The organism is Furfurilactobacillus milii (genome assembly GCF_009863985.1).
Lineage (GTDB): Bacteria > Bacillota > Bacilli > Lactobacillales > Lactobacillaceae > Furfurilactobacillus > Furfurilactobacillus milii_A.
Map to the genome: position 1 here is coordinate 1 of NZ_WEZT01000010.1, position 11666 is coordinate 11666.

Here is an 11666-nt window from a genome sequence, read left to right on the forward strand (position 1 = left end):
GATCAAAATAAAATTTCAGATTTTACGCTTGACCTAAAATCAAAAAGAAGAGGTAAGGGTCAAAAGATAATTCAACAGCGATCAAGTAAAAGGAAGCACAAAGAAAGTAAAGCAGAGCTTACAAAAAGAATTCAAAAACAGTTAAAAGACTTTGCTAAACACAATCCAGAAATTAAGCCAAAAAACAATCCTGAAAATACAAACGATCGGCCTAGTTGTTAGGTTGATCGTTTTTTAATTTATCCGGTTTATGGGCTTTAACATAGTCAGCAAATGTTTTTAAAAGTTCTTCGGTTTGTTCGACCGAGAGGTTATTAGCTTGAAAGTACTTTTCTGATAAAGCTCCTTTTTGAATTAATCGGCGAGAACGGGCTTTGCGTGCTTGCCGATTTTCATAGTATTTAGATTGCCGTAATTTAAAATCTTCCCGCTCAATTTTTTGTTTTAAACGCGCTTGTTTTTCAATTAGTTTTTCATATTGATTAGGCATGGAATTCCCCATCTCCTATGACTAATGATCTACGGACTTTTCCTTTAAAAACTCGGATACTTTTTTGGATAAGGACTTGATATTGTCATTAGATAAATTAGCATAATCTAAATTGGCTTGACTGATGATTTTTTTACCTAGCCGTTGTTCAATCTTATTTTTTTCGTCCTTAATGTTTTGATTAAGGGCTTTTAATTTAGCTTCTTGTTTTTCTAAGTTACTTTGAGACATAACGATCCCTCCAATTATATTATAAATAATCACCGACACTATATCATACAGAAAATGTTAAGTCAAAGGATAAAAGTTGAAATAGCGAAGCGGAATGCATACACTAAAAGTAAATTTAGTAGAATCAGCAGACCGAGTGAAACGAGGTTAATGCGCACTTATACACAACATGAAGTTGTGTTGTGCTAAAATCCTAAAAAACTGTATCAGAAGTCGCCTATGGCGACAACAAAAACCAAAAACAAAACCCTAAAAGAAAGGAGACAACAGCATGGCAATTTTTCATATGAGTTTTCAAAATATAAGCGCAGGAAAAATTCGTAGTGCGGTTGCTAGTGCGAGTTATCGCAGTGGCGATAAGTTGTTTTCTGATAAAGAGGGTAAGACCTATTCTTACGCAAGAGATGTTAAACCAGAAGCATTTATTTTAACACCAAAAAATGCCCCTGATTGGGCAAAAGATAGGCAAAAATTATGGAATGAAGTTGAGAAGAAAGACCGTAAAGCAAATTCACGTTATGCTAAAGAATTTAATGTTGCTTTACCGATTGAATTATCAGAACAAGATCAAAAAGATTTACTAACAAAATATGTACAAGAAAATTTTGTTAATTCAGGTATGGTTGCTGATGTGGCAATTCATAGAGATCACCCAGATAATCCACACGCTCATGTGATGTTAACTAACCGTCCATTTAACCCAGACGGAACGTGGGGATTGAAAAGTAAACGAGAAAACATCTTAGACGAAAATGGGAACAAGACTTATACAGGAAATAGTCGTTTCCCAAGATCAAGAAAGGTGTGGTTAGTTGATTGGGATAAAAAAGAAAAAATAACTGAATGGCGTCACAATTGGGCTACCGCTGTTAATAAAGTTTTAGAGGCTAAAAATTTACTAGACTGTATTAGTGAAAAATCATATGAAGAACAAGGAATTGATGAAGTGGCAACGCAACATGAAGGGGTTAATTCACAGAGAGAAAATCGCCAAGAATTTAACCGTAGTGTTAAGCTACAACGTCAAGCAAAATCAGAAGTAAAAAATGTGAATGATAAAATTCATAATGAACGTCGTATACAAACCCTACAACGTCATTATTCGTTTGATGAGAAACGTATGGTTTCTCAACTAAGTAAAGAATTAAAAACATTTGTTAGCCTAGAAAATTTAGACGAAAAACAACGTATGCTATTTAATTGGAAAAATAGCACTATGATTAAGCAAGCAATTGGACAGGATATGACAAAGCAAATAATAACTATTAATCAACAAGAAAATTCATTAGCAGAAGCTAATCAGTTGCTAGATAAAGTAGTTAATCGAACAGTTAGAAAACTTTACCCTGATATTGATTTTGAACGGGTAACAATGGCAGAAAAACGTGAACTAATTAAAGAAACAGATAGTGAACAAAAGGTATTTACAGGAAACGAGTTAAAAGATCGCTTGGCAATGATAAGAACTAATATTATAAATCAACAAATTCTAACATTTACTAAGCGTCCATTCGTTAGTTGGTTAATGCTTGAAAAGCAAGAACAGCGAGTCAAGGAAAATACTAGCGATATTTTGGCTAAAAAAGGCTACCGCTTTAAAGATATTAAGCTAACAAAAGGTGCTTTACTAAACGGCTTTGAAGAAAATGAACAAAACGTATTAAAGCGAAGCATTAAAGAACTTTCAGCAATTAATGAAGTTAAAAAAGTGGTTGATACACAATACAACAGCGTTCTAACTAAGTCTTTTCCTGATATAGACTTAAACAAAGTAAAAATGACTGAAAAAGAGCGATTATATACGGCAGTTATTTATTACAATCCTGAGCTTCAACCACTGGAGAAACAGGATATAACCCGTCTAAAAAACAAGCCACCAGAAAAATTTACAACGCAAGAGCATGTACAAGGACTTGCTTATTTAAGCGGACAGGTTAAACCAGATGGGATTAAAAACGCTAATTTGTTACGTGTGTTGAACAATAGAGGCACACAACAGTTGTTTATTGGTGAGGCAGGACAAGATAAAAATATTTCTGCTAAGCAAATTGAACAGGCTAAGCAGGCAGTAAAACAACATAATTTAAGGAGTGATGATTTCCGAAAAGAGAATATAGAAGGGTACAGAGCCGTTAATTATAATGAAAATACTCCAATAAAGTATATGAGTACATTATTATCAGATGCCTTAATGAGCGTGCTTTATTCAAATACCCAAGATTATGAGCTGAACAAACAAAGGAAAGCACAGGAGGAATTGGAATACGAGTTAGATAAAAAGAAACGTCAACATCATAAACATGGACGTCGTGGTGGTACGATTCACAGATAAAGTAGTAGGCGAATTCAAAAATGTAAAAATATATAGTTACACCGTAACCATTTTCGTGAAAAAGCCTAGAAATAGGTGCTTTTTTATGTTTTGATGTTTGAGAAACGCATTATAAGCACGCTTCCAGTTAATAGATTAGGTAATTATCAACCAAATAGTTAATGACGACGTCTAAATTATTGATGTAATACGTTTATTTAAAATATTTAAAAAGGTGGGATCTAATTGAGTATATTTGATGAGTACTATGATGAACATAATTTAGGTGAATACAGTGATATGAGTAAAAAAGAATTAGTAATTGAAGCTGAATATTTGCATAATTCTTTGTATAACATTCTAAAATACGTTGATAATGGCGGTACAGATATAGATGTTATTAAAGCGGAAGTATATGACGGCTTTTACGAAAGTCGGATATAATATTTGAACTCAAACAGGTCATAACTCAAGAGTTATGTGCTGACTGATAAGGTTCAAAAAGAACTCACCATTAATCAAGCAAAAACTACCAAGGCCAATACTAGGATCGGTACCAGAAGCTAAGTTAGTCTCAACCGTCAATGCCGACAATGTGACCATTAAGAGTCAATTCAGTACGAAGATCAACGATGTGACCACGGATTCAAACACGCCAAGTAACTCAGTTGAGAAGCTTTCACCATCATTAGTGGCCAAGCGCGTGGAAGATGCCCAAGGCAAGCTCGCAACAACGAGTGACAACGTTAATATCTTGACGGGTAAGGACGTTTACTTTGATATTTTCAATCAGTACGATAACAACTCACATACTGACGATTTAACGGATACTGATCAATTGCCGAAAAATGTGCAGGTTGATACCAGTAAGATCAAGGTGATGATGAGCGATGGCAAGGCCGACGCCTTTAGCATGACGGCTGATAAGCTCACGGGGCTGAGCTATACGAAAGACGTGACCAGCGATGTTACGATTGCTTATAAGGACGGTAAGTTAACCGTGACGCCGAAAGCGGGTAAGGAAAATGAGTTTAAGAGCCAGCAAACGAAGGTCCGGTTTGCGGCTAGTTTGCCAAAGGATAAGACCGATAGTGAGTTAACTAAGAAAGATAACGATTATACCTGGTCAAATAAGGTAACTAAGGGCGATAAACCATCAAATGGTGTGGCATATCATTCAGAAAAGGATCCGGACTTGATTGTGAAAAAGGTTGAAACACAAGATGGTAAGTTAGCTGACAAAGTGGCCAATGCTAATATTATCAATGCCAAAACCGTTCTTTCAACATTTTAACCAGTATAACAATTTAGATGAAACCCAATATATGACCGATACCGATCAACTACCAAAAGATGCGAAAGTTGATTTGAAAGCGGTGAAAGTTTATCTAGCTGATACCGCAACAAGCGATACCAATTCATCATCTAAGGCCGATGACGAGTCAGCAGGTGCGATGAGTGCCAGTTCAGCAACTAAGACTGACCAATCATCAAGCGCAACGAGTGCTAGTTCGTCAGCTAAAGCTGATGATCAGTCGGGATCAACTAGCAAGATTGATGCTAAAACAAGGACTAAGGAAAAACTAGCGACATTGACTTACACTAAAGATGTGACCGCTGATTTCACAGTCAAATTTGAGAACGGTCAGCTAACCGTGACGCCAAAAGCTGATAAAATCGCTGAGTATGCTGGTAAGCAAACTAAAACACGCTTTGTTGCGAGTTTGCCAAGCGACAAAGCTGATCGTGAGTTGACCAAGCAAGGTCAGACCTATAATTGGAATAACCAAGCCTCTAACGGTAAGGACAAGACCAGCACGGTTAAGTATCATACCGACAAGCCGGTAACTCCGGCCAAACCAACGACTCCAGCACCTAAGCCAACGGTTACTAAAGTAGTTAAGATGGCCCAAATTGGTCATCACCAAACTTGGTTTGATCGATTGGTGGCTTGGTTCAAATAATTGCTAGTCTGAGGTTCAGCACGTATACTAAAGATATTAAGGAATGACCGATGGCCAAAAAATGGAACAATGTAATCCTTACATTCCAATAATTCCACCAACTTTCTTTTTTCTTAGGAGGAATCAACATGGCTGATAATGTGTTAATGGCCTATCATATTGTGCATGATCCTGATGAGCGGGCAAAACATGTTTTGAATACGAAAAAGTTGTATAAGTGGCGGATTACCGAAAAGACGAAGGGCACCCCGGTGGTTGGTAATGTGGCGTTAGTCCAAACCCAGTTTGCGAAGCGTACCCCAGTTATGATTTATGCGACAAAGGAAGTTGCCAATGATTTAAGTGACTTACAACCAGTTAAAGCATTTACGAACTATCGTGATCAAGAGACGGTTAATCAAACGTTTGATGACCTGATGAAATAACTTAACGGCCCATAACAATGTGGAATCAGTAACATTGTTATGGACCATTTTTGCTAACAAGAAGTGCTAATGTAAAACATACTTGAAATAGCCATGGTGGCAGTTATGAATACATGTTTTGCGCCCAGTATGTAAGTTTAACTTAGCTATTATTCAATTAGATCTAGAATGCTGATACTTGCTGATGGATATAAGAATTTAAATAAATTGATAGAATGATGGTAGTAGTCGCCAAAAAAATTGACTGGTTAACAGTTGATTTATATGTGCCAGTTATGTTGATGGACTATTCTCTAATGAATAGTGGATCCTATACATGTAATAAGAGTGAAGGTCTAATAAGCTTGAGCAACTTAAAAAATAGTTTTTGTTCAAGCTTCATTCGGATTGATTTTACGATCTACCATAAGTATTTAAAAGAAATTACTGAAAATGGGGCTTATTATCAAGTGGCTTGGCAAAAATTAGCCGATGGCTACGTTGCCCTTTATGGCACGACCCCGATTCAAATAAGATCATTGCCGACATTGAATGATACTTTTGAAGATGAGGAGGGGTAGACAATGCCGAGTAAAGCCGACGTTAAAGCCTGGAAAGCACAATTAGTCGCCCAGGCTGAACAGCAAATCCTAAAATTAACCGATAGTGACCGATTTAAACAGTATCTCAATACCCTGGCTAAATTTCATCGTTATAGCGCCAGAAACATTGATTTAATTTATGCGCAAAATCCTCAAGCCACTCAAGTCGCCGGTTTTAGATCAAAATAAAATTTCAGATTTTACGCTTGACCTAAAATCAAAAAGAAGAGGTAAGGGTCAAAAGATAATTCAACAGCGATCAAGTAAAAGGAAGCACCAAGAAAGTAAAGCAGAGCTTACACAAAGAATTCAAAAACAGTTAAAAGACTTTGCTAAACACAATCCAGAAGTTAAGCCAAAAAACAATCCTAAAAATAAAAACGATCGGCCTAGTTATTAGGTTGATCGTTTTTTAATTTATCCGGTTTATGGGCGTTAACATAGTTAGCAAATGTTTTTAAAAGTTCTTCGGTTTGTTCGACCGAGAGGTTATTAGCTTGAAAGTACTTTTCTAATAAAGCCCCTTTTTGAATTAATCGGCGAGAACGGGCTTTGCGTGCTTGCCGATTTTCATAGTATTTAGATTGCCGTAATTTAAAATCTTCCCGCTCAATTTTTTGTTTTAAACGCGCTTGCTGCTCAACTAGTTTTTCATATTGATTAGACATGGAATTTCCCCATCTCGTATGGCTAATGATCTACGGACTTTACCTTTAAAAATTCAGAAAATTGCTTGGCTAAAAGCTTAATCTGATCGTTAGACAAATTAGCGTAATCTAAATTTGCTTGACTGATGACTTGTTTACCTAGCCGTTGTTCAATCTTATTTTTTTCGTTCTTAATTTTTTGATTAAGGGCTTTTAATTTAGCTTCTTGTTTCTCTAAGCTACTTTGAGACATAACGACCCCTCCAACCATATTAGAAATAATCACCGACACTATATCATAAGGGAAACGTTAAGTCAAAGTATAAAAGTTGAACTAGCGAAGCGGAAGGCATACACTAAGTTAAAGTTAAGAGAATCAGAAGACCGAGCAAAACGAAGTCAATGCGCACTTACACATAGAATTTATTCTATGTTGTTCTAACCCCCAAAAAACCTGTATTAGAAGTCGCCGATGGCGACAACAAAGTCAAAACCCATAGAATCAAAGGAAGACGGTGACTGACATGGCAATATTCCACATGAGTTTTAGTAATATTAGTGCTGGTAAAGGACGAAGTGCGATTGCCAGTGCCGCTTATAGAAGTGGTGAAGAATTATTTGATGATAAAGAAGGTCGCCGATATTTCTATGCCCGATCTGTAATTCCAGAAAGCTTTATTTTAACCCCCCAAAATGCACCAGAATGGGCCAGTGATCGAGAGCAGTTATGGAATAAAGTTGAAAAGAAAGATCGTAAATCAAACTCACGGTATGCAAAAGAATTTAACGTGGCTTTACCGATAGAATTAAGTGAATCCGAACAGAAAGAATTACTGACAAAATATGTGCAAGAAAATTTTGTCGATCAAGGTATGGTAGCAGACGTAGCAATTCATCGCGATCACCCGGACAATCCGCATGCCCATGTGATGTTAACCAATCGCCCATTTAACCCCGATGGTAGTTGGGGATTAAAAGCAAAGACGCAGTACATTAAAGATGAAAATGGCAAGCAACTTTTAACCAAAAGCGGGTTTCCAAAACAAAGAAAAATTTGGTTGGTTGATTGGGATAAAAAGGAAAAAATTAATGAGTGGCGGCATAATTGGGCAATAAGTGTTAATCAGTCTTTAGCACAAAAAAATATTCCGGATCGGATTAGTGAAAAATCGTTTGTCGATCAAGGGATTCAAGAGACACCTACCCAACACGAAGGCATTAACAGCCAAAGAAAAAATCGAAAAGCATTTAATCAACAAGTTAGAGCGCAAAGAAACGCTCAAGCTAAATATCATAATCTTGACGAAAAGATAAGAAATCATGAACACTTTGACGCGTTAACTGACGAGCTATCATTCTCTGAAAAACACACAATTAGTCATCTAAGTCAACAGTTGAAAACCTATGTCGATTTAGAACATTTAGATGATAAACAGCGCATGCTGTTTAATTGGAAAAACAGCTTATTAATCAAACATGCCATTGGTGAAGATGTAACCAAGCAACTGCTGACTATTGACCAGCAAACGACATCACTAGCACAAGCTAACCAGTTGTTAAATAAAGTGGTGGAACGAGCAACGAAAAAGCTTTATCCGGAACTTAATTTTGAACAGACAACCGCAGCTGAACGACGGGAACTGATTAAAGAAACTAATAGTGAACAAACGATTTTTAAGGGTAGCGAATTAGCAGAACGGTTAGCGGATATTCGAAGTGACTTATTAACCCAGCAATTATTGACGTTTACCAAGCGGCCATATACCAGCTGGCAGTTAGTTAATCAGCAGGCCCAAACAATTGAGAAGCAATTAACCACGGTACTAGCCAAACATGGTCACCAGTTAGACGATTTGAAGCATACTGATCGGGGCATGCTAGCCGCTTATCAACCTAACGAACTCGAATTCATTTCTAAAGCGGTGAAAAATTTACGGGTCATGCGAGAAGTTAAAGCCGTGGTGCAAACCCAATACAACAGCATTCTAACGACTGCTTTTCCGGATAGTGACCTTGATAAGCTAGAGACAATTGACAAGGAGCAAATCTATACCGCTGTGGTTTACTATGACCCAGAATTAAAGCCATTAAGCGCCAATGATCTTAGTCAATTGCAACAGCAGCCACCGGTCGTCTTTACTAGTCATCAACACCAAGCTGGTTTGAATTACCTGTTAGGTAAAATTGAATTAAAAGATATTCAGAACCACCGATTACAACGGGTCTTAAAACATGATGGCACTCGGCAACTGTTTATCGGCGAATGTGGGCAAGATCCTAAGTTGGACCACAAACAAATTGAAATTGTACAAACCCGTTTGAAACAACAGGCAATGCGGTTTGATCAATATAGGCAGGCTCAAGTTAAAGACTATCAGGCCATTAATTACCACCCAACTAGCCCGAAAAATTATTTGATGAATATTTTGGACGAAGCCTTAATAACCATTTTATATGCGAAGAACACGGACTATCTAAGAAAGCAGCAACTACGTGGCTTAAAAGAGACCGAGTGGGCAATGACGAAAAAGCAACGGCAACACCAAACTCGAAACCGGCATGAAGATGGTGGCATGCACTTGTAATCACAAAATTAGCGACTGGTTAATCGGGATGAATGGTAGCCCATAATGTATTTTATATTGATAAAAATTTGGTACGTAGAGCGTGCTCGATTAGTTACCTATAGCTGCCAACCTTGTATATGGTCTATCAAAGGGACCAGGCAATCAAAAACTTTAAGCCGGAACCCTATTTTGAAATAAATGCGGAAACTTTAGCCAATCAGCAAAAATTCGTCGCAAAATTAGACCCCTATCAGCGATTTAAAGACGAAACAGGGCTAATGACATTCATGCGAGCTAAACACGTTCATAAAGGCTCGCAGGAAGGTTTAATCAAGGACGTCCAAAAACAAGGCAAAAAGAAACGACCCCACCAGTACCGTTTACCGAAGGGACATTAATCACAGCCATGAAGACGGCCGGTAAAACGCTTGATGATGAAGAAGCCCAGGCGATTCTTAAAGATGTACAAGGAATTGGGACAAGTGCAACCCGGGCCAATGTGCTGGAAGTCTTAAAGAAACGCGGCTATCTCGTCACTGAAAAGAACAAGCTACACGTCAGTGAAGCCGGAATTACTTTATGTAAAGCGGTTGAACTCGAACCCTTGTTAACTAGCCCAGAGATGACAGCAAAATGGGAGCAAGCGTTACAGCAAATCAGTACCGAAGAACGCACCCCGGATAATTTTTTGAGCCAAATTAAGAAGTTTGTGGCGAAGTTGATTGCTGATGTTCCGACACAGTTAACCGGCAGTGCAGCCATTAAGCAACAAATTAATCATCAACAGCAAGCGCAGAAGGCCGCCGAGGTGTTTTTAGAAACACCACAAGCAACTGTCATAAATAAACAAAAGTTTTACATTGTGAAACCCAAGCAAGGCGAGGACTTTACCCTACCCAAGAAATGGAGTAGCAAGACGCTCGGGAAGACCGCAATTAAAGCGTTAGTTACCAAGGGTGAAACCAGCAAACTAAAGGGGTTCAAGAGCAAAAAAGGAAAGTCGTTTGACGCCAAGTTAAAGCTTGACGGCCATAAATTAAGTTTTGATTTTGATTAGAACCTGCCTACCGCCCTGCACTACGTTCCGGTTGGTGAACCCGTCATTTAGGTTCACTTTTACAACCCTAAAAGTAAACCCAAACAACGGGTGAGATTAGCAAAGCAAAGGAGATCATAAAATGGATAATAAATTAGCAGTTATTGGGAGTGAATTACCAGTTTTACAGGCTAAAGGAACCTACAAGTATTTAAAAGAAATCACTGGTAACGGCGCCTATTATCAAGTGGCTTGGCAAAAATTAGCTGATGGCTACATCGCCCTTTATGGCACGACCCCGATTCAAATCAACGTAGCCCCTATATTGAATGATATTTTTGAAGATGAGGAGGGGTAACTTATGCCAAATAAAGCAGATGTTAAAGCCTGGAAAGCACAATTAGTCGCCCAGGCTAACAGCAAATCCTAAAATTAACTGATAGTGACCAATTTAAAAAGTATCTCAATACCCTGGCTAAATTTCATCGTTATAGCGCCAGAAACATTGATTTAATTTATGCGCAAAATCCTCAAGCCACTCAAGTCGCCGGTTTTATAGGGTCCGTCTGAAAACTACTTAAGTAAGATGCAAATTGAGGCAATGTAAACCGTAGCCAGATAAACATGAGCGAGCTTATCATAACGCGTTGCAATCCTACGAAAGTTCTTCAACTGATTGAAGAAGTTCTCAATCAAATGGCGCTCACAATAAACGTGGTAATCACAGGTCCACTTGTCTTTGGTATTTTCCTTTGGCGGAATGGTATAGACGCCTGCTTTATCTTCAATATACTGGCGAAGTTTCGCGGTGCCATAGGCTTTATCCGCGATAATATTTGATTGAGAAATATCGAAGCCTTCCAGCAACTCACTGGCAACTTGGCTATCATGTACTTGACCACCTGTTAGGCGAAAACCCAAGGGATTCCCTAATCCGTCAACGAGTGCGTGAATCTTGGTCGTTCGGCCACCTCGACTTAGTCCAATAGCTTGATTTTCGACCATACATTCGGCGTTTTTTTTGCCCCAGTGGCCTTTTGATGCGCTCGAACGATCGTTGAATCTAAGCTCAAGTTTTCCATGTCGGGATCGTCAATCAATTCGAGAAAAACCTGTTCGAACAAGCCTGAACTTACCCAGGCTCGGAAGCGACTATACACCGTTTTCCAAGAGCCATAGCGTTCAGGTAGATCACGCCAAGGAGCCCCGCTGCGCATGAGCCAGAGGATAGCGTTGAGGGCGGTACGGTTGTCTAGGCTTGATGGACGGCCAGTCCGGTATGGCGGGAAGTATCCTTTGATTCGGTCCCACTGAGCATCTTCCAGTTCGTATCGTTTAGGTGTTGTCATCGGAATGCCTCGATTCGTTTTTCCTCAGATTATACCTGAATTTTTAGTTTTCAGACAGTCCCTAG

General features: G+C 38.5%; 13 protein-coding genes and 5 pseudogenes. 13 read left to right on the forward strand and 5 right to left on the reverse strand.

Features of this window, described 5'->3' with window-relative positions; genetic code table 11:
* A pseudogene (locus GB992_RS06330) lies at positions 1-222 on the forward strand (hypothetical protein); the annotation flags it as partial.
* On the opposite strand, the gene GB992_RS06335 reads toward GB992_RS06330, so the two are convergent.
* On the reverse strand, positions 212-490 hold the full coding sequence (locus GB992_RS06335; protein WP_161001703.1) for a hypothetical protein: 279 nt from the start codon (positions 488-490) through the stop codon (positions 212-214). The pseudogene GB992_RS06330 and the gene GB992_RS06335 sit on opposite strands and share 11 nt — an antisense overlap.
* Positions 491-511: 21 nt before the next feature.
* A complete protein-coding gene (locus GB992_RS06340; protein ID WP_161001716.1) occupies positions 512-739 on the reverse strand; it encodes a hypothetical protein in 228 nt (75 codons plus the stop codon).
* A 253-nt stretch (positions 740-992) separates the two neighbouring features.
* Here GB992_RS06340 and mobQ (GB992_RS06345) point away from each other — a divergent pair, with 253 nt between their 5' ends.
* The 8 genes and pseudogenes from mobQ (GB992_RS06345) to GB992_RS06380 form a co-directional block, all read left to right on the forward strand.
* Positions 993-3053 (forward strand): MobQ family relaxase, encoded by a 2061-nt coding sequence (mobQ, locus tag GB992_RS06345; RefSeq protein ID WP_161001704.1) that lies wholly within the window; start codon positions 993-995, stop codon positions 3051-3053.
* 225 nt (positions 3054-3278) lie between these two features.
* A complete protein-coding gene (locus tag GB992_RS06350) occupies positions 3279-3476 on the forward strand; it encodes a hypothetical protein (RefSeq protein ID WP_010010243.1) in 198 nt (65 codons plus the stop codon).
* Positions 3477-3627: 151 nt separating this feature from the next.
* Positions 3628-4326 (forward strand): hypothetical protein, encoded by a 699-nt coding sequence (locus GB992_RS06355; RefSeq protein ID WP_161001705.1) that lies wholly within the window; start codon positions 3628-3630, stop codon positions 4324-4326.
* 31 nt (positions 4327-4357) lie between these two features.
* Complete coding sequence (locus GB992_RS06360; RefSeq protein ID WP_186337569.1) at positions 4358-4996, forward strand: hypothetical protein; 639 nt, start codon at positions 4358-4360, stop codon at positions 4994-4996.
* Between the two features lie 128 nt (positions 4997-5124).
* Positions 5125-5421, forward strand: coding sequence for a DUF5839 family protein (locus GB992_RS06365; protein ID WP_161001706.1), 297 nt, complete (start codon positions 5125-5127; stop codon positions 5419-5421).
* Between the two features lie 380 nt (positions 5422-5801).
* On the forward strand, positions 5802-5981 hold the full coding sequence (locus GB992_RS06370) for a hypothetical protein (RefSeq protein WP_087841900.1): 180 nt from the start codon (positions 5802-5804) through the stop codon (positions 5979-5981).
* Positions 5982-5984: 3 nt separating this feature from the next.
* Positions 5985-6182: pseudogene (locus tag GB992_RS06375) on the forward strand (hypothetical protein); the annotation flags it as partial.
* A pseudogene (locus tag GB992_RS06380) lies at positions 6178-6402 on the forward strand (hypothetical protein); the annotation flags it as partial. The pseudogenes GB992_RS06375 and GB992_RS06380, both read left to right, overlap by 5 nt.
* Here GB992_RS06380 and GB992_RS06385 read toward each other — a convergent pair.
* Positions 6392-6670 carry a hypothetical protein gene (locus GB992_RS06385; protein ID WP_161001708.1) on the reverse strand — a complete coding sequence of 93 codons (279 nt, stop codon included), beginning with the start codon at positions 6668-6670 and terminating at the stop codon, positions 6392-6394. The pseudogene GB992_RS06380 and the gene GB992_RS06385 sit on opposite strands and share 11 nt — an antisense overlap.
* Before the next feature lie 22 nt (positions 6671-6692).
* On the reverse strand, positions 6693-6902 hold the full coding sequence (locus GB992_RS06390; RefSeq protein WP_161001709.1) for a hypothetical protein: 210 nt from the start codon (positions 6900-6902) through the stop codon (positions 6693-6695).
* Between the two features lie 271 nt (positions 6903-7173).
* Here GB992_RS06390 and mobQ (GB992_RS06395) point away from each other — a divergent pair, with 271 nt between their 5' ends.
* From mobQ (GB992_RS06395) to GB992_RS06410, 4 genes and pseudogenes are all read left to right on the forward strand, one after another.
* On the forward strand, positions 7174-9234 hold the full coding sequence (mobQ, locus tag GB992_RS06395) for a MobQ family relaxase (protein ID WP_161001710.1): 2061 nt from the start codon (positions 7174-7176) through the stop codon (positions 9232-9234).
* 4 nt (positions 9235-9238) lie between these two features.
* Positions 9239-10273, forward strand: a pseudogene (locus GB992_RS06400) (DNA topoisomerase); the annotation flags it as partial.
* A gap of 121 nt (positions 10274-10394) precedes the next feature.
* On the forward strand, positions 10395-10610 hold the full coding sequence (locus GB992_RS06405) for a hypothetical protein (RefSeq protein WP_004466187.1): 216 nt from the start codon (positions 10395-10397) through the stop codon (positions 10608-10610).
* Positions 10611-10613: 3 nt separating this feature from the next.
* Positions 10614-10807 (forward strand): annotated as a pseudogene (locus GB992_RS06410) (hypothetical protein); the annotation flags it as partial.
* An 18-nt stretch (positions 10808-10825) separates the two neighbouring features.
* Here GB992_RS06410 and GB992_RS06415 read toward each other — a convergent pair.
* A protein-coding gene (locus GB992_RS06415) for an IS5-like element ISLpl3 family transposase (protein WP_086989537.1) occupies positions 10826-11601 on the reverse strand; the annotation gives its coding sequence in 2 pieces (ribosomal slippage) (positions 10826-11277 and positions 11277-11601; 777 coding nt in all).
* Positions 11602-11666: the final 65 nt, after the last annotated feature.

Bases quoted from the DNA above. Each gene is read 5' to 3' on its own strand.
- GB992_RS06335 (WP_161001703.1), bottom strand. From the start codon at position 490: ATGCCTAATCAATATGAAAAACTAATTGAAAAACAAGCGCGTTTAAAA.
- mobQ (WP_161001704.1), top strand. From the start codon at position 993: ATGGCAATTTTTCATATGAGTTTTCAAAATATAAGCGCAGGAAAAATT.
- GB992_RS06360 (WP_186337569.1), top strand. From the start codon at position 4,358: ATGACCGATACCGATCAACTACCAAAAGATGCGAAAGTTGATTTGAAA.
- GB992_RS06365 (WP_161001706.1), top strand. From the start codon at position 5,125: ATGGCTGATAATGTGTTAATGGCCTATCATATTGTGCATGATCCTGAT.
- GB992_RS06385 (WP_161001708.1), bottom strand. From the start codon at position 6,670: ATGTCTAATCAATATGAAAAACTAGTTGAGCAGCAAGCGCGTTTAAAA.
- GB992_RS06390 (WP_161001709.1), bottom strand. From the start codon at position 6,902: ATGTCTCAAAGTAGCTTAGAGAAACAAGAAGCTAAATTAAAAGCCCTT.
- mobQ (WP_161001710.1), top strand. From the start codon at position 7,174: ATGGCAATATTCCACATGAGTTTTAGTAATATTAGTGCTGGTAAAGGA.
- GB992_RS06405 (WP_004466187.1), top strand. From the start codon at position 10,395: ATGGATAATAAATTAGCAGTTATTGGGAGTGAATTACCAGTTTTACAG.